Origin of the sequence: Pseudomonas sp. ESBL9 (genome assembly GCF_036668715.1) — a bacterium.
In the GTDB taxonomy this organism is placed as follows: domain Bacteria; phylum Pseudomonadota; class Gammaproteobacteria; order Pseudomonadales; family Pseudomonadaceae; genus Aquipseudomonas; species Aquipseudomonas lundensis.
On record NZ_JAZEVV010000001.1, the window covers coordinates 1,285,565 to 1,311,174 of the forward strand.

Annotated in this window: 17 protein-coding genes; 11 read left to right on the plus strand and 6 right to left on the minus strand. The window is 62.4% G+C overall.

Annotation, left to right across the window (positions count from 1 at the left end; all coding sequences use genetic code 11):
• The first annotated feature begins 46 nt into the window (after positions 1-46).
• The 9 genes from V6F78_RS05645 to V6F78_RS05685 all read left to right on the plus strand — a co-directional run bounded on the left by V6F78_RS05645 (position 47) and on the right by V6F78_RS05685 (position 12,427).
• Entirely contained in the window at positions 47-1,006 is a 960-nt protein-coding gene (locus V6F78_RS05645) for an AAA family ATPase (RefSeq protein WP_016780594.1), read from the plus strand.
• A 3-nt stretch (positions 1,007-1,009) separates the two neighbouring features.
• Positions 1,010-1,954: a DUF58 domain-containing protein gene (locus V6F78_RS05650; protein ID WP_047275477.1), complete on the plus strand. Its 945-nt coding sequence runs from the start codon at positions 1,010-1,012 to the stop codon at positions 1,952-1,954.
• Positions 1,951-2,445: a DUF4381 domain-containing protein gene (locus V6F78_RS05655; protein ID WP_047275479.1), complete on the plus strand. Its 495-nt coding sequence runs from the start codon at positions 1,951-1,953 to the stop codon at positions 2,443-2,445. Before V6F78_RS05650 ends, V6F78_RS05655 begins: the two co-directional genes overlap by 4 nt.
• A complete protein-coding gene (locus V6F78_RS05660) occupies positions 2,438-3,514 on the plus strand; it encodes a vWA domain-containing protein (RefSeq protein ID WP_332726806.1) in 1,077 nt (358 codons plus the stop codon). The genes V6F78_RS05655 and V6F78_RS05660 overlap by 8 nt, the downstream gene beginning before the upstream one ends.
• Positions 3,511-5,247 carry a tetratricopeptide repeat protein gene (locus V6F78_RS05665; RefSeq protein ID WP_094991224.1) on the plus strand — a complete coding sequence of 579 codons (1,737 nt, stop codon included), beginning with the start codon at positions 3,511-3,513 and terminating at the stop codon, positions 5,245-5,247. Before V6F78_RS05660 ends, V6F78_RS05665 begins: the two co-directional genes overlap by 4 nt.
• Positions 5,244-6,878, plus strand: coding sequence for a BatD family protein (locus tag V6F78_RS05670; RefSeq protein WP_047294242.1), 1,635 nt, complete (start codon positions 5,244-5,246; stop codon positions 6,876-6,878). Before V6F78_RS05665 ends, V6F78_RS05670 begins: the two co-directional genes overlap by 4 nt.
• A 70-nt stretch (positions 6,879-6,948) precedes the next feature.
• Positions 6,949-8,193: an exonuclease SbcCD subunit D C-terminal domain-containing protein gene (locus V6F78_RS05675; RefSeq protein WP_332726807.1), complete on the plus strand. Its 1,245-nt coding sequence runs from the start codon at positions 6,949-6,951 to the stop codon at positions 8,191-8,193.
• A complete protein-coding gene (locus V6F78_RS05680; protein ID WP_332726808.1) occupies positions 8,190-11,831 on the plus strand; it encodes an AAA family ATPase in 3,642 nt (1,213 codons plus the stop codon). The genes V6F78_RS05675 and V6F78_RS05680 overlap by 4 nt, the downstream gene beginning before the upstream one ends.
• The gene (locus V6F78_RS05685) at positions 11,828-12,427 is read left to right on the plus strand and encodes a glutathione S-transferase (RefSeq protein ID WP_332726809.1); all 600 of its coding nucleotides are present in this window, start codon (positions 11,828-11,830) and stop codon (positions 12,425-12,427) included. The genes V6F78_RS05680 and V6F78_RS05685 overlap by 4 nt, the downstream gene beginning before the upstream one ends.
• Before the next feature lie 80 nt (positions 12,428-12,507).
• Here V6F78_RS05685 and V6F78_RS05690 read toward each other — a convergent pair whose 3' ends face one another.
• The 6 genes from V6F78_RS05690 to V6F78_RS05715 form a co-directional block, all read right to left on the minus strand.
• Positions 12,508-13,680, minus strand: coding sequence for a lactonase family protein (locus V6F78_RS05690; RefSeq protein ID WP_047294249.1), 1,173 nt, complete (start codon positions 13,678-13,680; stop codon positions 12,508-12,510).
• On the minus strand, positions 13,670-13,969 hold the full coding sequence (locus tag V6F78_RS05695) for a DUF5629 family protein (RefSeq protein ID WP_047294251.1): 300 nt from the start codon (positions 13,967-13,969) through the stop codon (positions 13,670-13,672). The genes V6F78_RS05690 and V6F78_RS05695 overlap by 11 nt, the downstream gene beginning before the upstream one ends.
• Before the next feature lie 70 nt (positions 13,970-14,039).
• Positions 14,040-18,770 carry a dermonecrotic toxin domain-containing protein gene (locus V6F78_RS05700; protein WP_332726810.1) on the minus strand — a complete coding sequence of 1,577 codons (4,731 nt, stop codon included), beginning with the start codon at positions 18,768-18,770 and terminating at the stop codon, positions 14,040-14,042.
• A gap of 124 nt (positions 18,771-18,894) precedes the next feature.
• Entirely contained in the window at positions 18,895-20,475 is a 1,581-nt protein-coding gene (locus tag V6F78_RS05705) for an aldehyde dehydrogenase (NADP(+)) (RefSeq protein WP_314400550.1), read from the minus strand.
• Between the two features lie 13 nt (positions 20,476-20,488).
• Complete coding sequence (gene araD1, locus V6F78_RS05710; RefSeq protein WP_047294256.1) at positions 20,489-21,481, minus strand: AraD1 family protein; 993 nt, start codon at positions 21,479-21,481, stop codon at positions 20,489-20,491.
• A 21-nt stretch (positions 21,482-21,502) separates the two neighbouring features.
• The gene (locus tag V6F78_RS05715) at positions 21,503-22,825 is read right to left on the minus strand and encodes an MFS transporter (protein WP_047276503.1); all 1,323 of its coding nucleotides are present in this window, start codon (positions 22,823-22,825) and stop codon (positions 21,503-21,505) included.
• Between the two features lie 188 nt (positions 22,826-23,013).
• Here V6F78_RS05715 and V6F78_RS05720 point away from each other — a divergent pair, with 188 nt between their 5' ends.
• Together V6F78_RS05720 and V6F78_RS05725 are read left to right on the plus strand one after the other, a co-directional pair.
• Positions 23,014-24,750, plus strand: a complete 1,737-nt coding sequence (locus tag V6F78_RS05720) for an IlvD/Edd family dehydratase (protein ID WP_047294261.1) — start codon at positions 23,014-23,016, stop codon at positions 24,748-24,750.
• A gap of 124 nt (positions 24,751-24,874) precedes the next feature.
• Entirely contained in the window at positions 24,875-25,591 is a 717-nt protein-coding gene (locus V6F78_RS05725) for a FadR/GntR family transcriptional regulator (RefSeq protein WP_332726811.1), read from the plus strand.
• The last annotated feature ends 19 nt before the right edge of the window (positions 25,592-25,610 follow it).

Consider the following 25,610-nt stretch of genomic DNA (forward strand, 5'->3'; position numbering starts at 1 on the left):
GGCGCAATTCATGCGCCGCCGGTGTCCTTTTCAGGAACAGTCATCGATGGAACATCGTGAAGCGCTGCTTGCGCTGCGAACCTTTCTTTCAACGCAGATTCTCGGTCAGGAAAAGCTGATCGACCGGCTGCTGATCGCGCTGCTGGCTGACGGCCACATGCTGGTCGAAGGCGCCCCCGGCCTGGCGAAGACCAAGGCCATCAAAGAACTCGCCGAAGGCATCGAAGCGCAGTTCCATCGTATTCAGTTCACCCCCGACCTGTTGCCCGCCGACATCACCGGCACCGAGATCTATCGCCCCGAAACCGGCAGTTTCGTGTTTCAGCAAGGCCCGATCTTCCACAATCTGGTACTGGCCGATGAAATCAACCGCGCCCCGGCCAAGGTGCAGTCCGCCTTGCTGGAGGCCATGGCCGAACGCCAGGTCAGCGTCGGGCGCAGCACGTACGAGCTGTCGCCACTGTTTTTGGTGATGGCCACGCAGAACCCCATAGAGCAGGAAGGCACCTACCCGTTGCCTGAAGCCCAGCTCGACCGTTTTCTGATGCACGTCAAAATCGGCTTCCCGGATGCGGCGGTCGAGCGCCGTATCCTGCAACAGGCCCGTGGCGAAGCCCTGAACGGCGAAACCAAGCCCGAGCGCCGGGTCAGCCAGCAAGCCATTTTCGCAGCGCGCAAGGAAATCCTCGGTTTGTACATGGCCGACGCCGTAGAGGAATACCTGGTGCAACTGGTCATGGCCACCCGCACCCCCGGCAAATTCGACCCGGAGATGGCCGAGTGGATCGCCTATGGTGCCAGCCCCCGCGGCTCGATTGCGCTGGACCGCTGCGCCAGGGCCCACGCATGGCTCGCCGGGCGTGACTTTGTCAGCCCCGAAGACATACAGGCCGTATTATTCGACGTGCTACGTCACCGCATCATTCTGTCGTTTGAGGCCGAAGCCGCCGGCATCGACCAGGACCGCGTGGTGCAGCGCATTCTTGACGTCGTCGCCGTTGCCTGACCGATGAACAACCCCCTGCCCGCCGAACCCGGCATTCGCGTGACCCTGGCCGAGCTGATCGAAATGCGCCATCGGGTACGCGAAGTGCAACTGTTTTCCTCGCCCAGCCAGCGCAGCCCGCTGGTGGGCCTGCACCACTCAAAACTGCGCGGGCGCGGGGTCGATTTCGATCAGGTGCGGGTGTATCAGGCCGGAGACGATGTGCGCACCATTGACTGGCGCGTCACAGCCCGCACCCTTGAGCCCCACACCAAGATGTTCCATGAGGAACGCGAACGGCCGATTTTCATCCTCGCCGAACAAAGCCGCCGACTGTTTTTCGGCTCGGGGCTGATGTTCAAGTCCGTACTGGCCGCGCAAGCCGCCAGCCTGATCGGTTGGGCAGCGCTGGGCCACAATGACCGCGTGGGCGGACTGGTATTCGGCGACCACGAACATTACGAAATCAAGCCGCGACGCAGTAAACAGAGCCTGCTGCAACTGCTCAACCGCCTGGTACGGGTCAATCAGTCCTTGCACACCGAGGTGCAATCGGACCGCGATGCCTTGGGCATGGCACTGATTCGTGCCCGAGAAGTGCTGCGGCCCGGCAGCCTGGTGATCGTGATTTGCGACGAGCGCGCCCTCACCGACGCAGCCGAACAACAATTGAGCCTGCTGGCCCGCCATTGCGACCTGATGCTGTTACCGCTCTCGGACCCGCTGGACCATGCGCTGCCTGCAGCGGGCTTGCTGCGCTTTGCCGAACGTGGGGCCCAGCTCGAACTCGACACCCTCAACTATGATTTGCGTCAGGCTTACCGCGCGCAAGCCGAAGCTCGCATCGCGCGCTGGGCCTTGCTCGCGCAAAAACTGCGGGTGCTGCTGATGCCCTTGAGCACCCAGAGCGAAATGATCGAACAATTGCGCGACTACCTGAATGCCAAGCGCCCCGGCAAAACCCTATGACTACCCTTGAGCAACTGCAACCGTTGATTGCGCCTCAGGCCATTGGCCTGTGGCCGCCTGCGCCGGGTTGGTGGCTGCTGCTGGTAATCCTTCCTGCGCTGGGCTGGGGCCTGTGGTGGTTACGCCGCTATTTGCCGGCCAAACGCCTGCCAAAGCGCACCGAGCAACCGCTGGACCCGGTACGTCTGGCGGCGCTTGAAGAACTTGCGCGCTTTCCAAAACCTTACGACGGCGCACCCGCCGGTGCCTGGCTGCAACAGCTCAATGGCCTGCTCAAACGTCTGTGCCGCAACCATTACCCCTACAGCCAGAGCCACACCCTTAATGGCCGCAAATGGCTGGCGTTCCTAGACAACCGTTGCCCCGCCGCCGGGCTGACGCGCTGGATGGTGCTGGTAGAAGGCGCCTACAAACCCGAATGCAAGCTTGATGACAAAGCCATTGCCGGGCTCAATCAAGCCGTAGAAACCTGGATCCGCAAACATGTTTGAGTTCGCCTGGCCCTGGTTGTTCGCCCTGTTGCCGCTGCCGTGGCTGATGCGTGCTGTGTTGCCGGTGGCGGACAGTGGCGAAGCGGCGCTCAAAATCAGCTTTCTGAGCGACCTCGAAGAACTGGCGCGACGCAAAGCCCGTTCGACACTGCCTTCGTGGCGCCAACAGGCGCCCTACCTGCTGCTCTGGCTGTTGCTGCTGACGGCGGCTGCACGCCCGCAATGGGTCGGTGAGCCGCTGCCCATTGCCGCCAGTGGCCGCGATTTACTGGTGGCGGTTGACGTCTCGGGGTCGATGGATTTTCCGGACATGCAATGGCGTGACGAAGACGTCAGTCGCCTCGATCTGGTCAAAAGCCTGCTGGGCGACTTTCTGGAAAACCGCGAAGGCGACCGTGTCGGCCTGATTCTGTTCGGCAGTCAGGCGTACCTGCAAGCGCCGCTGACCTTTGATCGGCATACCGTGCGCACCTGGCTGGACGAGGCACGCATTGGCATTGCGGGCAAAAATACCGCCATTGGCGATGCCATTGGCCTGGCCCTCAAACGCCTGCGCCAACGTCCGGCCCAGAGCCGCGTACTGATCCTGGTCACCGATGGTGCCAACAACGGCGGGCAGATCGACCCGCTGACCGCCGCGCGCCTGGCCGCTGAAGAAGGCGTCAAAATCTACCCGATCGGCATCGGAGCAGACCCGGAAGACAGCAGCACCAAGGGCCTGTTCGGGATCAACCCCGGGGTGGATCTGGACGAGCCCGCGCTTCAGGAAATCGCCCGGCTGACCGGCGGCCAGTATTTCCGCGCCCATGACGGCAAAGAGCTTGCCGCGATCAAGGACACCCTCGACCAACTCGAACCGGTGGCCCAGCAGCCCACTCAGGCGCGCCCGGCCAACGCGCTGTATAGCTGGCCACTGGCAGGCGCATTGCTGCTGAGTGTGCTGATGGTGACTCGCGAACTGTGGCCCAATGCGCTGCTGCACCGCTGGCTGACCCAGGAGCACCGCCTGCACCCTCTGCCTCAATGGCGCCAGCGCCTTAAGCGGCTGCGCCTGCGGAGACGCCGATGAACACGTTCTGGCCGCACTGGTTTCGCCCCGAATGGCTGGCGGTATTGCCCCTGCTCGGCTGGCTGCTGTGGAAACTCTGGCACCGCCAAAAACGCGCCGGGCGCTGGCAAATGATCTTGCCCGTAGCGTTTCAACGGGTGCTGCTGAGCGGCGGCAATGGCCGCGACAGCAAGCTGCCCTGGATTGTCCTCGGGCTGGGCTGGCTGCTGGCGGCGCTGGCGCTGATGGGCCCGAGCTGGCAGCGGGTGGAGCAAGCCACGCAAAAACCCGCCGATCCGTTGGTGGTGATGCTGGAACTGACCCCCGAGATGCTGGCCACGGACAGCTCGCCCACTCGCCTGGAACAAGCGCGGCGCAAGGTGTACGACCTGCTGCAAAACCGCAGTGACGCGCAAACGGCGGTCATCGTGTACGCCGGCAGCGCCCACACGCTGGTGCCGCTGTCTGACGACCTGGCCACCAGCCGCAACCTGTTGGAGGCGCTCAAGCCCTCGATCATGCCTCAACCCGGCCATCGCGCCGATCTGGCGGTCGGTAAAGCCTTGCAGTTGCTGGATCAGGGCGCACTGGGCCAAGGGCGACTGCTGCTGATCGGCTCCTCCCTGAGCGCGCAAGAACGGGAAGGCATCCGCAGCCGGCTGGGCAGCGATGCGCCACCGTTGCTGATGCTCGGCATCGGTACGCGCGACGGGGCACCGGTGGTCGATGAAAACGGTCAACTGCTTAAAGACGACCAGGGCGCCATTCTGTTGCCTCGCCTGGACAGCCCCGATTTGCGCAGTTTCTTGCTGGACATCGGCGGCCGCTACCGGCAGGCGCGTCTGGATGACAACGACTTGCGCGGGCTCGGCCTGCTGGACGGCGCACTCCACCTGCGCGCGGACGGCCAGACCCAACGCCTGGACACCTGGGCTGACCAGGGTTATTGGCTATTGCTGCCCCTGTTGCTGCTCGCGGCCTGTGCCGGGCGGCGCGGCTGGCTGTTCTGCCTGCCGCTGCTGTTCTTGCTGCCACAGCCCAGCTATGCCTTCAGTTTCACCGACCTGTGGCTACGCCCCGACCAACAGGGCCAACGCCTGCTGGAACAGAAAAAACCGTTGCAAGCGGTGCAGCACTTCGAAGACCCGATGTGGCAAGGCATGGCGCTGTATCAAGCGGGGGACTACGCCGCTGCAGCTGAGCGTTTCGCCGAGGTCAACAGCGCCAGCGCCCACTACAATCGCGGCAATGCACTGGCCATGGCAGGCGAACTGGAGGCGGCCATTGACGCCTACGAGCAAGCGCTTGAGCGTCAGCCCGAGTTGCAGGCCGCGGCCCAGAACAAGGCCTTGATCGAGCAACTGCTTGAAGAGCAGCATGAGCAAAGCCACGCCACGCCCGAACGCCCCCCCGAGGCCGAAAACCCGGCACCTGACGCCCAATCACCGGGCAGCACGCCACCCCAGGGCGCGCCCGGTGCTACCCGTCCTGCGCAAGACCCGAGCGGGGCTTCGACGCCTGCTGGCGAGGTCAGTCCTCAGCCTGCGCAACAGCCGGACGCACCGCCGACCGCCCCCGGCGAACCCGAGGCAGCGCCCGCGACCGACCCTGCCCCGTCAGGCATTCGGCCCATTGAAGAAGAACACCGGCAGGCACTGGAACAATGGTTGAAACAGATTCCCGACAACCCCAGCGAACTGTTGCGACGAAAATTTTGGTACGAACAGCAGCAACATCAGGACACGCCTCAATGAACCGCCTTTGTGCTTTGTTACTTTTGCTGTGGTGCTGGACACTGCCCGCCCAGGCACTGGGGCTGGTCGCCAGTGTCGATCGCGATCACCTCAACTCGGGCGAAACCGTTGAGCTGACGCTGGAATCCAATGACGCCACGCAATTTGGCAAGCCCGACCTCAGCCCCCTCGACGACCTGTTTGAGGTGCGCGGTACGCGGCAGGTCAATCAACTGACCAACCTGAGCGACAGCAACAAAGCCAACACCCGCTGGATCATCACCCTGCAACCCAGGCGCACCGGTACAGTGGTGATCCCGCCGCTGCAGGTGGGCGATTATCACAGCCAGCCGATCAGCCTGACCGTCAGCCAGAGTGAAGCCACGGTCAACGAACTGGCTCCGGTCTTTATTGAGTCCAGCCTCGACCAGTCCAGCGTCTACGTGCAGGCCCAGGCCATCCTGACCCTGCGTATTTACCACTCGGTGGCCCTGTACGACGACAGCAGCCTGACCCCGTTGCACCTGAGCGATGCCATTGTCGAACAGCTCGGCGAGTCGCGGACTTACGAAAAACTGATCAACGGGGTGCGCCACGGCGTCATCGAAATGCGCTACGGGATCTACCCGCAGCACAGTGGCGAGCTGCTGGTGCCTGCGCAAACTTTCAGCGCCACCCAGGTCGACAGCCAACAGTCCAACGCCCCGGCGCCCTTGGGCCCGATACCGGGAAAACTGGTGCACGTGACGTCGCCGGACATCCCGCTCAAGGTCAAGCCCAAGCCGCAAGACTACCCGAGCACCGCGCCCTGGTTGCCCGCACGCAGCCTGAGCATGAGTGAAACCTGGAACCCCGAGCCCGATCACTGCAGGGTGGGCGACTCGCTCACCCGGACCCTGACGCTCAAGGCCCAAGGGCTGTCCAGCGCGCAATTGCCCGCACTCACCGCCACCGACGTCAACGGCTTGCGACGCTATCCCGACCTGCCGCAACTGAGCAATCAAATCACCGAAAACGGCCTGATCGGCAGCCGCGAAGAGCGCGAGGCGCTGGTGCCCACCCGCATAGGCCAAGTCGAATTGCCCGCGGTGGAAGTGGTGTGGTGGAACACCCACGAAGATCGCCTTGAGCGCAGCTACTTACCGGCGCGCACGCTGCAAGTCGCCGCCAACCCTGACCTGGCGCTGGACCCTGCCGCCAGCGATACGACGCGGCCGCTGAGCGATGAATCGTCGCTCTGGCTGTGGCAACTCAGCACCTTTGTATTGGGTTGCTCGACGCTGATCGGCTTTGGCCTGTGGTGGCGCGCCCGCTGGCAGCCGGCCATTTTGCGGGCTGCGCAAACTGGCCCCAGCCCACGCACACTGCTCGATGATCTCAAACGCGCCTGCCTGGCCAACGACCCGCAAGCGACCCGCCAGGCACTCGATGCCTGGGCCCGCCAGCAACCCGAAACCTTGGCGGACATGGCCGCGCGCTTTGTGTTGTTGTCCGATGCGCTGGACGGCCTCAATGGCGCGCTCTACAGCGAGTCCGGCCAGCACTGGCAAGGCGAAGAGTTATGGAAAGCCATTCGCAGCATTCCGGCGCACGAGCGCGAGCAAGACCCCGGCAGCGAGCCGAGCAGCCTGCCGCCGCTCTACCCCAAATAATGTCGAGGTGGCGACGGGCATGCTCCCTGCCTGACGCGACCGCTGATGACCTTTTTAAACGGATTCTGTTATGCGCTTGTTTCACACTTCCGACTGGCATTTGGGGCAAAACCTCCATGGCCAGGAACGTGACTTCGAACACGCCTGTTTTCTTAACTGGCTGCTGGCCCAATTGGCCACCCGGCAACCCGACGTGCTGTTAATTGCCGGGGACATCTTCGACACGGTCAACCCGCCGGTCAAAGCCCAGGAACGCCTTTACGACTTCATCGTCAGCGCCCATGAACAGCACCCCATGTTGACCATCGTGATGATTGCCGGCAACCATGACTCCGGCTCGCGCATTGAGCTGCCTGCCCCGCTGATGCGGCGCCTGCGCACCCACGCGCTGGGTCGTGTGCTGTGGCTTGACGATGGCCAGCTCGATGCCGAGCGCCTGATGATCCCGCTGCCGGACGCAACCGGACAGATCGCGGCCTGGTGCCTGGCGTTGCCGTTCCTGCGCCCCGCCGAGGTCACGGGCGCACACTTGGGCGATGACTACCTGCGCGGCATCGGTCAGGTGCATGAGTGGCTGATCGAGGCCGCCAATGCCAAACGCTTGCCCGGTCAGGCGCTGGTAGCCATCAGCCATGCGCACATGGCGGGCGGTTCGGTCTCCGAAGACTCGGAACGCAGCCTGATTATCGGCAACGCCGAAGCCCTCCCCGCCAGCCTGTTCGGCCCAAGCATCAGCTACGTGGCCCTCGGGCATTTGCACAAGCCGCAAAAGGTCAATGGTGAAGAGCGGATTCGCTACTGCGGCTCGCCCATTCCCCTGTCCTTTTCGGAAATCAGCTACCCGCATCAGGTGCTGGAGGTGCAACTGGAGGGCGAAACCCTGGTCAGCGTTGAGCCCTTGCTGATCCCCCGTGCGGTCAATCTGCAACGCATCGGCCCGGCGCCACTGAGCGAAATTCTCTCGCAACTGAGCGGCGTGCCGGACGTTGATCTGCTGGCCGACACCCAGCGCCAGCCGTGGCTCGAAGTGCGGGTGATCCTCGACGAACCCCAGCCAGACCTGCGCCAGCAGATTGAAACCGCGTTGCAAGGCAAGTCCGTGCGCCTGGTGCGCATCAGCGCCGAGTATGCGGGCACGGGCAAACGCGGGGACGAAGACGACAACGCGCGGCTGATTGAACTCGACCAGTTGACCCCGCAAGAGCTGTTCAGCCGGGCCTGGCTAGACAGCTATGGCCGCGAGGCCGATGAACAGACCCTCAAGGACTTTGCCGTGTTGTTGCACGACGTACAGCTGGAGGGCGAACAGCCATGAAAATCCTCGCCATCCGCCTGAAAAACCTCGCTTCGCTGGCGGGCCCGTTTGAACTGGATTTCACGGCTGAGCCCCTGGCCAGCGCCGGTCTGTTCGCCATTACCGGCCCCACCGGCGCCGGTAAAAGCACCCTGCTCGACGCTTTGTGCCTGGCGTTGTTTGGCGCCGTGCCGCGCCTGAACAACACCGGCCGCGATGCCAAAGTGCCCGATGTTGACGGCGAGATCGCCACTGGCGACCCGCGCACCCTGCTGCGGCGCGGCACGGGCGAAGGCTATGCCGAAGTGGATTTTCTCGGCATCGACGCACGCCGTTACCGAGCGCGCTGGGAGGCCAACCGCGCGCGGGAAAAAGCCACCGGCAAGCTCCAGGCCAGCCGCCAGAGCCTGCGCGATCTGGACAGCGATCAATTGCTGGCCAGCCAGAAAGGTGATTACAAGGTCCAGCTCGAAGCGCGGCTGGGGTTGAACTTCGAACAGTTCACCCGCGCCGTGATGCTGGCCCAAAGCGAGTTCAGCGCCTTCCTCAAGGCCGACGACAACGAACGCAGCGAACTGCTGGAAAAACTCACCGACACTGCGCTGTACACCCGTGTGGGCAAACGCGCTTTCGACAAGGCCAAGGAAACCCGCGACCTGCACAAGCAGCTACAGGATCAAGCGGTGGGCATTACGCCCCTGTCGCCTGACGCGCGCCTCGAACTGGATCAACAATTCACCCTGGCCCAACAACAGCTCAAGGCCCGGCAAGGCCAGCTCAAACAGCTGGAGCAGCAACACGTCTGGCTCAAGACCTTGCGCGAACTGCAAGAACAACACCAAAGCGCCGCCGAGCAGTTGCAGCAGGCGCAAGGGCTGTGGGACAGCCAGGCCGGTGAACGCGACACCTTGCACTGGCTCGAACAACTGGCCCCCCAGCGCCATCAGTTTGCACGGCTGGCCGAGCTGGACGCGCAGGTGCGTCCACTCACGGCGCAGATGGCCGACCATCAACAACAACACGCGCAGCTAGAGGCACAACACGCGCAACAGAAGCACACGCTGGAAGCCGCGCGGCTGGCGACGGAGCAGGCCCAGGCCATGCACCAGCAGTGCGCCACGCCACTGCAGCAGGCCTATACAGAACAGGCCAACCTGCAACGGCTCACTGACACGCTCGACAAGCAACGCGCCCTCAAACAGCAAGCCGACACCGCCAGTGCGGCGGGCCAACAACGGCTCGACATCCTGATCGAGCGCCAACAACGCAGCACCGAACAGCTGTCACAGATTGCCCAACAGCTTGAGCACAGCGCTGAACTGACGCCGCTGGCCAATGCCTGGGACGCCTGGCGCCCGCGCTTGCAGCAACTGGTGCGCTTGAGCACCACCCTAAGCACCGGTCAACACGAGCTGCCGGCCCTGGAGCAACGTGCCCTGCACGCCGCGCAGCAACTGACTGAACAGCGCAACAGCCTGGAAATCCTGTTTCAGGAAGCGGCGGCCGAACCCCACGCCGTCAACGAGCAAATCCAGGCGTTGGGCAGCTTGCTCAAGGACAATCGCCAGCAGCAGCGCGACTACGAAGACTTGCAGCGGCTGAGCAGCACTCAACAGGCGCTGGACGACCGGCTACAGGCCCTGCAAAGCAAATTGCAGGCGCTGCAATCAGAACGCGAACAGCGGATCGAACTCGGCACCCTGACCAAAAAACAGTACGAGGCGGCCGAGCAGGCACTGAACGTCACCCGCCAACTGCTGGAACGCCAGCGACTGGCCCGCAGCGCCAGTGTTGAAGAACTGCGCGAGCACTTGCAGGACAACCAGCCGTGCCCGGTCTGCGGCAGCCACGAGCACCCGTACCACCAGCCCGAAGCCCTGTTGCAAAGCCTTTCGCGCCATGACGAAAACGAAGAGGCGGCTGCCCGCAAGTCCGTGGACACACTCAAGGCCACCCTCGACCAACTGCGTGAACAGGTCAGCGGCCTGAATGCACAACTGCGTGAACTGCGCCTGCAACATCAGCAATTGCTGGACGACCAACAGGCACTCGCCCCCAGCCTGGAGGCGCACCCGCACCATGCGCAATGGCAGGACCAACCCGCGGCCAAGCGGGCGCCGTGGCTGGCCCATCGGCTTGAACAATTGCACTACAGCATCAGCCGTGACGAAGAACGTCAGAACGCCCTGCTCGCCCTGCAAAGGGACGCCGCACAACTGCAAGGCGACATCCAGCGCAGCTGCGACGCCAGCCAGTTGGCCGCCCGGCAACTGGCCGACCAGCAGGTGCAGCTCAACGCTGACGCCCAGCGCCTCGAAGAGGAACTGGCGGCGTTCTCCAGCCTGTTGCCTGCCGAGCGCCTGGCCGAACTGCGTGCGCACACGTCGGCCTGTTTCATGGCGTTGGATCAACAGGTGGCCGAGCGGCTTGCGCACCTGGAGCAACAACGCGAGGAACTCGCCGAGCATGCGGCGCGCAGCCAGACCCTCGAGCGCGAGCAGGTGCAGCACAGCCATCAGCGCTCCCAGCAGGACGCGCTGCAACAAGCCCTGGACGAATGGCTCGCGCAGCAACATGCCAGCAAGCAGGCCCTGCACGCCCTGCTGGGCCCACACAGCAGCGCCGAAGCCTGGCAGCAACACCTTGAACAGGCCCTGGAACAGGCCCGCACCGCGCAAGCCCATGCCAGCGACACCGTGCAGGCTACCACCCGCCAGCAGATCCAGCTGACGGCTGAACTCAAGGCGCTGCGCGAGCGTTTGCAGGCACTTGAGCAGGAGCACGCCACGTTAACGGCGCAGGTCGCTCAATGGCGTGCCTTGCACACGGGCGTGGATGACGCACGCCTGCATCAATTGTTGGCCCATGACGAGCCACAGGTGCGGTCACTGCGCGAGCGTCTGATGGGCAGTGAAAAAAACCTGGAACACACCCGGGTTCTGCTTCAGGAACGCGAACAGCAACTCGCCCGGCATCAGGCGCAGGCCAACGGCAATCTGGACGCCGAGGCCCTGACCCAGGCCCTTGACGCGCTGAACGTTCAACTGGAGGTGAACGAACAATTGAGCGCCGGACTGCGCGCGCAACAAGCCGAAGACGACCGGCGCACTGAGGCCAATCAAGCGCTGGCGCAGCGCACGGCGCAGGCCTATGACGAGTGGCAGCGCTGGGCGAGGCTCAGTGATTTGATCGGCTCGGGTACCGGGGACAAATTTCGCAAGATAGCCCAGGCTTATAACCTCGACCTGTTGGTCCATCACGCCAATGCCCAACTGCGCCAACTGGTGCGCCGCTACCGCCTCAAGCGGGGCGGCAGCATGCTGGGGTTACTGGTGATGGACACGGAAATGGGCGACGAACTGCGCTCGGTGCATTCGTTGTCGGGCGGCGAGACCTTTTTGGTGTCGCTGGCCTTGGCCCTCGGGCTGGCGTCCATGGCGTCCAGCACGCTGAAAATCGAATCGCTGTTTATTGACGAAGGCTTCGGCAGCCTCGACCCCGAATCCTTGCAACTGGCGATGGACGCGCTGGACGGATTGCAGGCGCAGGGACGCAAGGTCGGGGTGATTTCGCACGTGCAGGAAATGCACGAGCGAATTCCGGTGCAGATACAGGTTCAGCGCCAAGGCAACGGGCTGAGCACGGTGCAGGTCAAATGAGCCTGCACACCCTCTACTCGTTCCGCCGCTGCCCCTACGCCATGCGCGCCCGCATGGCCCTGCGCTACAGCGCAGTACCGGTGTCGATCATTGAAGTCAGCCTCAAAGCCAAGCCCGCCGACATGCTGGCCGCTTCGCCCAAGGGCACGGTGCCGGTGCTGGTGTGCGCCGACGGCCGGGTCATCGAGCAGAGTCTGGAGATCATGCACTGGGCCCTGAGTCAGAACGACCCCGACATTTGGCTGCCAGCGGACCGGCCTTTGATCGAAGCGTTGATTGAAGAAAACGACACCCGCTTCAAGGGGCTGCTGGACCGCTACAAGTACGCCGTGCGCTACCCCGAATACCCGATGGAGCATTACCGGGCGCAAGGGGCGGTTGTGTTACAGCGGCTTGAGTGCCTGCTTGAACACACCCCTTACCTGACCGGCACCACGTTGACCCTGGCCGACGTGGCGCTCGCGCCGTTCATACGCCAATTCGCCCACGTGGACCGCGCGTGGTTCGCGCAAGCGCCCTACCCTAAATTGCAGGCCTGGCTCGAACGCTTCCTCGCCTCAGGGCTGTTCACGGCGGTGATGGCCAAACAGCCCTGAGCGACAGGGGTTAAGGGCGTAAAAGGGCCGCCACGTCCCTGCGCTTGTCGACCCCTGCGCAGGGACGCAGCCGCCCAGGGTTACGGCCGGTTGATGAACTTGAGGTCGGACGGTGCGTCCATCGACAGGTGTTGTACGGTGTCGCCCAGCTTGCCGGTCTGCGGATCGCGTTCCACGACCACGATGTTGTTGCTCATCTGGTTGGCGATCAGTACAAACTTGCCGTTAGGGCTGAGGGCGAACTCACGGGGGTGATCGCCTTCAACGGAGCGGCGCTGCAGATGCGTCAACTCGCCATTGGCGGGGTTAATCGCAAAGACCAGCAATTCGTTGGCCTTGCCCCGGTTACTGACGTACAGGAACTTGCCGTCGGCGCTGGTGTGCAGGCCGCCTGCGGCGCGGTTACCGGCCGGTTGGCCCGGAGCCAGTTCTACCGCCTGACGCTGTTTGAGCTGACCGTTGTCGTAATCGAACACAAATACCTGAGCACTCATTTCTGTGGTCAGGTAAGCGTGTTTGCCATCGCGCGCGAACAACAGGTGGCGCGGACCACTGCCGGCAGGCAGTTCAATGGCAGCCGGTTCGGCGGGGATCAGCGGATGCTCGGGGTTGGCTGCGGGGTCGTAGCGGTAGACAAAAATCTTGTCGGCGCCTAGATCGCTGGCATAGACGAAGTGGCCGTCCGGGGATGACACCACCGAGTGCACGTGCGCGGACAACTGGCGTTCAGGGTTGACCCGGCTGGCCGGGTGGCTGCTCATTTGGGTCACGGGCTGCAACTGGCCCTGCGCATTGATCGGCAACACCGCCAGGCTGCCGCCGGGGTCGGCATGCACGCCATAGTTGGCCACAAACAGATAACGCTCATCATGGCTCAGGCTGGAGTGCGTGGGCTCTTCGCCCAGGGTTTTGACCTGATTGACCAGCGTCAGCTCATGGGTTTTCGGGTTGATCGCGACACTGCTCACGCGCCCCACCCCATCCGCCTGGCCTTTGCCGTTTTCGTTGACCACGAACAGCCGCTGCTGGTCGGCGGACAGTGTCAGCCATGAAGGGTTGGCCGATTTGAACACTTGCAGCGGTTCAGGGGTGATACGCCCTTTTTCGCTGTCGAATTGCAAGCGGTAGATGCCCTGGCTTTTGCCCTGGGTATACGAACCGACAAGCAACTCCACTTCACGCTCGGAGGACGCCTGCGCCGACATCGCGCCCACGCTTGAGGCCATCAACAGCGGCAACCATTTAAGCTTCATCAACCACCTCACACGCGTCGTCATCATTGCTTGCGCTCAATGCGCTGAGGCAGACCAGGCGGTGCTCGCCCGAGTCGCCCACGAGGGTCCAGCTTTGCAGGCTGTCGTCAAAAACCGCCGCGTCGAGCTGTTGGGGTGTAAAACTCCAGCGCTTTTCGGCGCGGCCATCCATGCACTTGATGAGCAATTGCACATCATCCAGAGAAAAATCCCAGGCGTGCAGCCCGTCAATAATCAGCATGTCGCTGCTTTCAAGGGCCGCACGCATGGTCTGGTTTGAATCGCTCATTAATCATTCACCTGTTGGAAAGGCGCAATGATAGGTCAAACCAGCCCCTTTACCCATGCCTGTCTGTCTTTCACTGGACGTCCAGCGCCAGAAATCGTTCCGTCAGCATCTTTTGACTGATGGGCGCGTAATACACCTGGGTCGGCGCTCGCCCGGGTTTGGCTTTGGCATCTTCAGCCGGCTGGCTGGCATACCGTTGAGCCGCCAGCTTGAAATGGGCCGCTTCCACGTTCTGCGCCGGGCTGTCGGCCGCTTTGTAATGCAGATGTGCGTACCAGAGCACGTTACCGGCGGTGTTTTTGATTTCGTACTCCTGCACGAAGTCCTGACGTTCCCCACGCAGGGCCACACGCGGCGCAAGTTTGTGCACGCTGACGTGTTGCTTCTCCAGCAGGAAGGTCACCGTGGCCGTGGTGGGCGGCAATGACATCAGCAGTTCAACGCCTTGGGAGCGCAGCAGCGCCGCGCCGTGCTCCAGGCGTTTGATGTACATCGGCACGGTGCCCGGCTTGGGGTGCTCGACGGCAGGCTCATCGGGGGTAGCCTGTTTGATCTCCAGCACCAGCCGATCCAGCTTTTGCGCATAACGGTCGAGAATTTCTTCCAGTTCCAACGGGAATCGGGACCGCTTGGCGTAACCTTTGACCCTGCGGATTTGCGCATTCAGCCCCTGCACCAGCGTATTGGCTTCGGTTTTCAGCTCCGACAGTGGCCGCTCGTGCACCACGACCGGCGCTTGCACTTCAACCCATTGATCCGGGGCGGTTTGTTTGAAGGTGACGGTCAGGTGGGGCGAAGGGCTCGTGCTTCGGGCACTGGCGCCCGACAGATCGCCCACGTCCACGACTTCGGCTTCGCCCTCGCGGGTGTTTTGCCTGGGGATGCCGACCAGAATCCCTTTTTTACGGGTACGGACAATTTTGCGCGTATAGCTGGGCGTGCGCGCGGGCCGGGGCTGCGCCGGTAACCACTGTGATTGCTCCTTGGCCTGCTCGTCCAGCATGGCCTCGGCCCGTTGATCCAGTTCAACCAGTATCGAAAGCACTTTGTTAAAGGCCGACCTGTTAAACCGCGTTCCTGCTTCTTCCTGAAAAATCCCCAGCGCGTCATCAGCGCGGGCATACCGTTCGCGGACGTCAGTGAGAATTTCGGTGCGTTCCTCAAGACTGAACAGCGATTTATCTTCCAGTGCGTATTGACTGTGCGAGGTATAAAACAGGTCAGTCAGTATTTTTCTCACCGCCAGCCAGTCTGCGCTACCCGGCGAGCTGACGATCAGCTCCGGCAATACCAACAACTGATAGCCCCGGCACACCACGCTGGAGCGATAGTGAGTCATCGCCGCCTGTTCAAACAGCACGTATTTATTCTGCGCTTCAAGCGCAGTGGCGTGCCCCAATTTCGGCACGGCGCGCAGTCTGTGGATATAGGTCTCCAACTCTCGGAAATACCCCGCGGCCTTGTCAAAGGCGTCAATGATGGCCTGGCAATCTGCCCGGTAAGCCGCTGAGCGCAAGGTCAGCACATTGACAAACTGACCCTCGTTGCTGAAAACGTCGGGGTGCTGAGCTTTGAAAACCCCCGTCAGCATCAGATGGTTATCGAACAGCGTGCTGGTCAGGCGAATCAGGAATTTATAAAAGCCGACCAAATTGACGGGGTCTCTCTCTTCAGCCAAGACCTCCTGCTTCTCCAGAAACAGCTTTAACGCTGCTTCGTATTCAGGCTTCTGACGCTCCATGACCGCGATGTAGTTTTCCAATGCCGCGCGACGCCGGGTCAGGTCGACGGTTTCAGTGTGATCGGCATTGACCTTGTCGCTGAGGGCCTGCGCCGCCGTCATTTCGGTTTCCAGCACCTTGGCACGCGCATTGTAGAGCGTGAGTTGCTCACGCAACTCCGCCAGGCGTTTGATGCGCTGTTCCTTCTTCGCCCTCAGCCGGGACTGGGGGCTTCCGCCGCGCAATCGTAACCGCAGGTCGTACGTCCACTCCCCCTGTGCATTACGCAGGATGCGAGGCCCGCGGTCTTGCGGATCGCGCGGGTTGACCAGGTAGACATCGTCATCTTCGAGCTGGACGCGATACACCCAGTTATCCACCTCGGCATACAACTGGTATTCGAACACCAACAAGCCCTGATAAGGCCCACGGTCTATCGCGGGCTTGTCACTCTTGAAGCCTGAAACATGATGACGGTCCAGCCAGCTCAGTTGCCATCGGGTGTATTTGACTTGCGGGTTGGTGAACCAGGAAAAATCCAGCGCGGTGAGCTGATGGCCGACCTCGACGTCCACGCCATGGGTCACGCCCGCTTCGATGATCGGCGGTGCCGGAAGCGGCTGCAGCGTCTCGCGCGCTCTGACGCTGGCCGGGATCAACACGGCGTCCGGCTCCTGTTGCAGCAACGGGCGCGGCACCACCGGCCGGGCGTGCAACAGCACCAACGCACAATTGAAGATCAGGTCGATCAGGGCCGAGGCTTGGTGCTGTTCGTCAGTGGAGCGCAGCTGTTCTATATCGTTCTGCACCGCCAGCCACGTCATGCTGATACCCGCGATGACCCGCAGTGGCCAGGCCAGTGGCAGGTTAGGCACCACTGCACTGAACAACAACCAGCCACCGGTGATCAGCGACTGCCAACGTTGTTCTGCATTGGACACGGTCTGCCGGTCGGCCAGCTCACTCAGTGTTCGCGCCATGTCAAGGTACAGGTCATGCATGAAGTCCTGGCTCAAGCTGAAGGTGCCCAACGTCGCAGCACCCGCGATCAGGGGAAATGAACTGTCGCCATGCACGTTGCGCGAAGGCAGGTTCAAGCGGTAGAAACCGCCTGCCTCATACAGGGGGCGGGCACTGGCGGGCAACCAGGCCAGCACACTGCGCTGCAGCTCGCCCGGCGCTGCAATGGCCGCAAACAACGCGTCCCACGAGGGGTATTCAACCAACGGCTGCTTATGCAACGGGCGATACAGCACATGGCACCCTGCCCTCACCTCGGTGGGGCCAATGACAAACAGGCTGCGCACCTCGTGGGCAGGCAACGTGGGCACCGATAACAACGTGAGCGGCCGGATGCACACGGATTGTCCGCCCACTGCCCGCATTTGCGGGTCCGGGTGCATGAGGGCTTTGATCATCTGAAACCCCCGCTGACTGAGCGGGGCCGTTTTGCGCAGTTTGATTTCCAGCGCTTGCAGCACCAACTGCACCCGCAGCTCATCGGTGAAAAGCCGTTCACGTCGTAGGGCGTCGTCTGGGTCGTTGAGCAGGCATTGCCGGATCCACTGCGGATAACGCAGGCCAATATTGACGCGCCGCACCAGACCCTTGAGGTAGTCAGGCGTCATCCACCAGTCCTGAATCAGCTGGCCTTTGGCGTGGGTAATGGTCATGCGGCTGCCCCGAATGGCAGTCAGGTTCTCCACGGCCAATTCGGTGAGGGTCAAGGTAAACCGGTTGAGCGTGCCGACAGTGCCCTCGCCGCCCGGGCCCACCGGGTCGACAAACGTCAGTTGGATATCATCCGGGTTGTAACCCGGCGCCTGGGGCTGATCGCGCAGCATCTGTTGACGCAGCGCTTGAGCGGTATAGGTGTAGAGGTCCGGAATGTCATCGTTGAAGCGCTTGCCCTGCGCCAGTGCGTAAACGCTGGCCAGCGCCACCAGTTGCGAGCGGTATTCAAAGCGGTCGGCGGCAGAGGCGTTGCGCAACCACGGTGGAAGCGCCGCATAGACAGGCGCCAGATCAAGCGGCTCCGGGGCTTCACTCACCTTGAACACGGCCGCGGTGTCCGTCACTGCCTGGATGCGTTGCTCCAGAGCCGCGAGCGTCATGGGTTGATCCAGTGCCCCGATAGCGTCCAGCTGCCGCTCCAGCACACACATCGACTGGGTGTCGAGAAAGTTGCCGGCGGGCTCGTAAAGTACACATTGCGCACGTTGCAATCGATAACGCGAGGCAAACCGCAGGCTCCAGAAGCGGGTCAACGTCCCCAAGGACGCAAAACGTTGAAGGGTCCCGCCCGGCGTGCAATAGAACCAGGTGCTTACACCGTTCTCGACCACCTCGATCACGGTATCCGGGGTGACCACATCAAACCTGCGCCCGGCCGCCCACAACCGGCCCGCCACGCTATGCACCGTGACCGATGTCTGCGCGTCAAACAGCCTTGCCTTGAGCGGGCGCTCGCGCAGGCGCTCATTGCGGTGGGGATAGCGCACAACCTGACGCAGCGCCTTGCGCTGGTTGTCCGTGAGCTCAGGCGCCCGCGCGATGCCGGTCAGCATCTGGTCCTGAATCATCTGGCCCACCCAGTGCAGCCGGGCACTACCGGCATCAACGGGTTGATTCCAATACGCGATGAGCGCGTCTTGAAAGGCAACCGGCCAAATACTCAGCAACTCCAGCAGCACGGGTTCGATCACGTTCATGGGTTCGATCGGCACAAAGCCACCGACCGGAGGCGCCACCGGGCTCATCGCTACGAAACACGTCAGGTCGTCGTAATACCGGTAGGTGAGCGGTGCTCTGCTGGCGACATGCTCCAGCACTTCATCGATCAATAAACGGTAGCGCTGGGTGGCAAGGGGTTGACCCTGGGCGTCGACGGTCAGCACCAGATAGGTGTTGCTCAGATCGAAGGCGTGCTGCTTGAGGGTGATGGAGTGAGCCAACTGCCGGGTCAGCCACTGTGTGACCACCGCACGCACGGTGGGACGGGCGGCAAATTGTGCAGCCACCGCACGCTGAACCACGTGGGAGGCGTAGACCGGTAAGGGTGAAGGGGCGGAATCGGACATGGGTACTTCCTTATCAAGGCGCAGGGATAAGCCCCTGCCTGACAGGAAGAGTTAAAGGATTTGCCACGCCGTGAGTGGTAGCCGGCTATGGCGGGGGTTGATCGTTGACCAACCCCCGACGGGATTACAGGGGGTTGCGCGTGGTCTGGCCATCCACCAGGCGCTGGATGCCCAGCGGATTGGCGTTTTTCAACGGCTCGGGCAGCAGGCTGTCCGGGTAGTTCTGGAAGCACACCGGGCGCAGAAAACGGTCGATGGCCAGCGTACCGACTGACGTGCCCCGGGCATCCGAGGTCGCCGGGTAAGGCCCGCCATGCACCATGGCATCGCACACCTCGACACCGGTCGGGTAGCCATTGATCAAGATGCGCCCGACTTTTTGTTCCAGCAAAGGCGTCAGCCCACCGAACTGTTGCAGGTCCTCGGGCTCGCCAATCAGGGTGGCAGTCAGCTGGCCATGCAGGCTCTGGATCGCGGCGTCCAGTTGGGCCGCGTCTTGCACTTCGATCACCACCGTGGTTGGCCCGAACACTTCTTCCTGCAACACCGGATCACCTTCCAGCAACAGCCGCACATCCGCCTTGAACACCTGCGGCTGTGCTTGTTTGCCTTGCTGGGCAAGGCCTGCAAGGTGTTCGACAAGGGCATGGTCGGCCAGTTGACTGACCCCCTTGGCGTAGCTGCGCAGCGTGCCCGCATTGAGCATGGTCTGCGCGGGTTGTTCATTGATTTGCCCGGCCAGTTGCTCGATGAAGGCGGTGAATGCGGGCGAGCGCAGACCGATCACCAGCCCGGGGTTGGTACAGAACTGGCCGCAGCCTTGCACCACCGAGGCGGCCAACTCGCGGGCCACCGTGGCGCTACGCACCTGCAAGGCCTGCGGCAGGATGATGACCGGGTTGATGCTCGACATTTCAGCGAACACCGGAATTGGCTGCGGCCGCGCCGCGGCCATGTCACACAACGCGCGCCCGCCCTTGAGCGATCCGGTGAAGCCCACGGCCTGAATCGACGGGTGCTTGACCAGCGCCTCCCCGACGCCTGCGCCATAAATCATGTTGAACACGCCTTGAGGCATGCCGGTACGCTCGGCGGCACGCAAAATGGCATCGGCCACCTGTTCCGCAGTCGCCATGTGCCCGCTGTGCGCCTTGAACACCACGGGGCAGCCAGCCGCCAGCGCTGAAGCGGTATCCCCCCCTGCCGTGGAAAAGGCCAGCGGAAAGTTGCTGGCGCCAAACACCGCGACCGGGCCAAGCCCGATGCGGTACTGGCGCACATCCGGACGCGGCAGCGGGGTGCGCTCAGGCAGCGCCTGATCGATGCGGGCCGCGTAAAAATCACCACGGCGCAATACCGTGGCGAACAAACGCATCTGCCCGCTGGTGCGACCCCGTTCGCCTGCGATTCTGGCGGCCGGGAGCGCGGTTTCACGGCATACCAGCGCCACAAACTGATCGTCCAGGGCATCCAGTTCATCGGCAATGGCGTCCAGAAACGCTGCCCGGCGTTCAGCGCTCAACGCTTTGTAGGCCGGGTAAGCGGCGGCCGCAGCGCAGGCGGCACGGTCCACCTCTTGCCCGGTGGCCTGGTAAAAGTCGTAGGGCAGTGCCTGGCCCGTGGTGGCGTCCACACTGTTCACGATGACACTGCCTTGGGCGCTGCGTTGGCCGCCGATGTAGTTGTGGCCGAGAATCTGAGTCATACCTGCTCTCCTTTTAAAGTGTACCGACAGCGCCGGGCTCGAACACGGCGTCAACCGGCGCAATGCCGTTGATCAACGGTGCGCCGAAGGCCGACTGGGTGATTTCAAAACGGTCGCCCGCACGGGTGCGTACGCCATCAGCGAAAGACAGCGTCGCCGTGCCGAAAAAGTGCACGTGCACATCGCCCGGCCGTAAAAACTGGCTGTATTTGAAGTGGTGGTATTCGAGGTTTTCCAGGCTGTGGCACATGTTGGCTTCGCCGCTCAGGAACTCGTTCTCCCAGAGCACTTGACCATCACGCAGGATGCGGCTGCTGCCGGACAAATGCCGGGGCAAGTCGCCGACTCGCAGCTCCGGGCCAAACGAGCAACTGCGCAGTTTGGAATGGGCCAGGTACAGGTAGTTTTTGCGCTCCATCACGTGGTCGGAGAACTCATTGCCCACGGCAAAGCCCAGCCGGTACGGCTTGCGGTCATGACCGATGACGTACAGGCCGCCGATTTCTGGCTCTTCACCCGCGTCTTCGGCAAACGGCGGCAGCGGGAACGGTTCGCCCGGCCGCACGACAATGCTGCCATCGCCCTTGTAAAACCATTCGGGTTGCACCCCGGCCTCGCCTGCGTCGGGCTTACCACCCTCCACGCCCCATTTGAAGATGCGCATGGTGTCGGTGAGTGCGGTGTCGTCGTGGGCCTGCTGGTGCATTTTGTCCCGGGCCGAGGCACTGCCCAGGTGGGTAAGCCCGGTGCCACTGATCAGCATGTGGGCCGGGTCCGGGTGATCCAGCGGCGGCAAGATCCGGCATTCAGCCAGCAACGCCTGATAGTCATGGGTGATGCCCAGCCCCAGCGCTTCGATCTGCTGTGCCAGCGACACCCCGGCGTCGATCGCGGCCAGTGCCACCTCGCGCACGCTGGTGCAACCGGACACTTCGCAGATCAGGTCGTCCTGCACCACGCCCACGCGGCGCTGGCCATTGTTCAATTCAAACTGTACTAAACGCATGTTGAGCCTCACTGGGGCAATTCAGGGATGGGTGGCAGGCTGGGCGCTGGCCGCGAATTCACTGGGGTTGAGCACGTGTTTGCGTTCCAGTTGGCGGTACACCACGACGGTCAGGCACAGGCCGAAGACCATCACGCCCGACAGGAAATACAGGCCAGAGGCCAAGTGCCCGGTGTATTCCTTGAGTGCGCCAATCACGAACGGGCCGATGTAGCCGCCCAGGTTGCCCACCGAGTTGATCAGGGCAATTCCGGCTGCGGCACTGGCGCCCGCAAAGAAACGCCCGGGCAAGGTCCAGAAAATCGCAGTGCAGGAAAACAGCGCAAACGCCACCAGGCACAGCGCGGCCAGTTGCATGACCGGCACCGTCAGCCAGGCACTGAAGAACAGGCCGATGGCGCCCAGCACGTACAGCACGCCGAGGTGGCCATAGCGGTCGTTGAGGCGGTCCGAGCTGCGCGGGATAAACAGCAGGCCGATGATGCCGAACACATAAGGCACCGACGACACAAAACCGGTGGTCAGGTCGCTGCCGCCAAACTGTTTGATGAGCGTCGGCAGCCACAGCCCGAGCCCGTAAATGCTCAACGTGACCGGCAGGTAGAACAGCGCCAGCAACAGCACGCGCTTGTCTTTCAAGGCATGCAACGGGTTGCCGTGCCGGGTCTGCCCGTAGGCTTGCAGGTCTTTTTCCAGCTCACCCATTAACCAGTCTTTTTCACCCTGCTCCAGCCAGTTGACCTGTTGCGGGCCGTCCGGCAAGTAGCGCAGCACCGGCCAGGTCAGCAGGATCGCCGGAGTGCCGATCACGATGAACAGCCATTGCCAGCCATGCAGGCCGAGCACGCCGTCCATGCCCAGCAGACCGCCGGAAATAGGCCCGGTGATCATCATGGCGATGGGCTGCGAAAGGATGAACAGCCCCAGAATCTTGCCCCGGTGGCGCACCGGGAACCATTGGGTGATGTAGTACAGAACGCCCGGAAAGAAACCGGCTTCGGCCACCCCCAGCAGAAAACGCATCACATAAAAACTGTGAGGCCCCTGCACAAAGGCCATGCCAATGGTGATGGCGCCCCAGGTGATCATGATGCGGGCAAACCAGCGTCGCGCGCCGAAGCGCTCAAGCATCAGGTTGCTGGGGATTTCCATCAGGAAGTAACCGATGAAGAACAGGCCCGCGCCCAGTCCATAGGCGGCGTCGCCAATGCCGACGTCGGCCCCCATGTGCAGTTTGGCGAAGCCCACTGCCGAGCGATCCACGTAGGCAATCAGGTAGAGCAAGACCAGAAAGGGAATCAGTTTGAGCGTGATGCGACGAATAAGCCGGAGTTCCTGGCTCATGAGACGGTCTCCCATTGTTTTTGTTATGGCACCTCTGGAGTGGCCTCAGGTGAATACACACCAGGATCAGCTCTCAGTCGAATCGACTATATAGTAATACTATTTACTCAACAACACTTCCAAACTGGCTTTTTAAGCGCTACTTTAGGGTCATAAAAATCAATTAGTCATACAATAAGAGAGCCGCCATGTCTGATAAAACCCCGCCACTGCGTTCCGCCCAATGGTTTGGCAGCGCTGATAAAAACGGCTTCATGTACCGCAGCTGGATGAAGAATCAGGGCATTGCCGACCACCAGTTTCAAGGCAAGCCGATCATTGGCATTTGCAACACGTGGTCGGAGCTGACCCCGTGCAACGCGCACTTTCGTACCATTGCCGAACACGTCAAACGCGGCGTGATCGAGGCCGGGGGCTTTCCCGTTGAGTTCCCGGTGTTCTCCAACGGCGAATCCAACCTGCGCCCTACTGCCATGCTGACCCGCAACCTGGCGAGCATGGACGTCGAAGAAGCCATTCGCGGCAACCCGATCGATGGCGTGGTGTTGCTCACCGGCTGCGACAAAACCACCCCCGCCCTGCTGATGGGCGCCGCCAGCTGCGACGTGCCAGCCATCGTGGTCACGGGCGGCCCGATGCTCAACGGCAAGCACAAAGGCAAGGACATCGGCGCAGGCACCATCGTCTGGCAAATGCACGAGTCCTATAAAGCGGGCAACATCAGCCTCGACGAATTCCTCTCGGCAGAAGCGGGCATGTCGCGTTCGGCCGGTACGTGCAACACCATGGGCACCGCTTCGACCATGGCCTGCATGGCCGAAGCATTGGGCACCTCACTGCCGCACAACGCGGCCATTCCGGCGGTGGATGCGCGGCGCTATGTGCTGGCTCACATGTCGGGCATGCGCGCGGTGCAGATGGTGCGCGAAGACTTGCGCCTGTCCAAAGTGCTGACCAAAGAAGCGTTCGAAAACGCGATCCGGGTCAACGCTGCGATTGGCGGCTCGACCAACGCCGTGATCCACCTCAAAGCCATTGCCGGACGCATCGGCGTAGACCTGGAACTGGACGACTGGACCCGCATCGGGCGCGGCACGCCGACCCTGGTGGACCTGCAACCGTCCGGGCGTTTTCTGATGGAAGAGTTCTACTACGCCGGGGGGCTGCCCGCCGTACTGCGGCGCATGGGCGAGCATGACCTGATCCCGCACCCGAACGCGCTGACCGTCAATGGCCAGAGCCTATGGGACAACGTGAAAAACTCACCGATTTATGGCGACGACGAAGTGATCCGCACCCTCGACAACCCGTTGGTGGCTGACGGCGGCATCTGTGTGCTGCGCGGCAATCTGGCGCCTTTGGGTGCGGTGCTCAAACCCTCGGCCGCCACCCCGGCGCTGATGAAACACCGCGGTCAGGCGGTGGTGTTTGAAAACTTCGACATGTACAAAGCACGCATCAATGATCCCGACCTGAACGTCACTGCCGATTCGATTCTGGTCATGAAGAACTGTGGGCCCAAGGGTTATCCGGGCATGGCGGAAGTCGGCAACATGGGCCTGCCCGCCAAGTTGCTGGCCCAGGGCGTGACCGACATGGTACGCATCTCGGATGCACGCATGAGCGGCACGGCGTATGGCACCGTGGTGTTGCATGTGGCGCCGGAAGCAGCGGCAGGCGGGCCTTTGGCGGCAGTGCAGGAAGGTGACTGGATCGAGCTGGACTGCGCGTCCGGGCGTTTGCACCTGGACATCCCGGACGCTGAACTGGCGGCCCGGCTGGCGGACATTCAGCCCCCGCAAAAGCTGCTGGTCGGCGGGTATCGTCAGCTGTACATCGATCACGTGATGCAAGCCGATCAGGGCTGTGATTTTGACTTCCTGGTGGGCTGCCGTGGCGCCGAGGTGCCACGCCATTCCCATTGAGCCACTGCCACCGTCGACGACGCCGCCAGCGGCTTCGTCGTCGGCGTCAATGTGAGGTGTATAAGCCTTGAGTCCGCGCCTGCTATGATCGGCGCTTTTCACCGACAGGATCGACTCGCCCCCAATGGATTACCGTCAGCCTTCCGAGCGCAAAAGCATGCATGCGCGCATCGTTCAAGAACTCGGCATGCAGATTGTTTCCGGGCGTTTCAAACCCGATGAGAAATTGCCGGCCGAAGCCTTGCTGTGCGAGGAGTATGCCGTCAGCCGACCGGTGTTGCGCGAAGCGACCCGGGTATTGCTGGCCAAGGGGCTGGTCTATTCCAAACCCAGGGTCGGCACCGTGGTCAAGCCGCGCCGCGAATGGCACATGCTCGACCCGGACGTGCTGCATTGGCTGATGCAGTGCACGCCGCAAAATGAGTTTTTTGCCTTGCTCACCAGCGTGCGCAGCATCATTGAACCTGCCGTCGCTGCCCTCGCCGCCCAACATGCGACCGACGAGGAAGTGGCGTCGATCCGCGAAGCCTACGAGCGCATGGAAAACGCCCCCACGCCCGAAGCCCTGCTGCAACCCGACCTGGATTTTCACAGCCGCATTGCCGATGCCACCCACAACGACCTGTTGGCCAATTTGTGCAACATGTTGTCACTGGCACTGCGCGAGGCGTTGAAGCATTCGAACCGCCGCCCCAACCTGCATGAATTGGCGCTACCCCGGCACAAGGCAATTTTGACCGCCATCGAAAACCATGACGCGCTGGGTGCGCGCCATGCAACGCTGGTTCAACTCGATGACGCGCGCACGGCGCTGGACGTGGTGCTGGGGCACAGTCACTGACCGGCCCCACCGCTCCTGC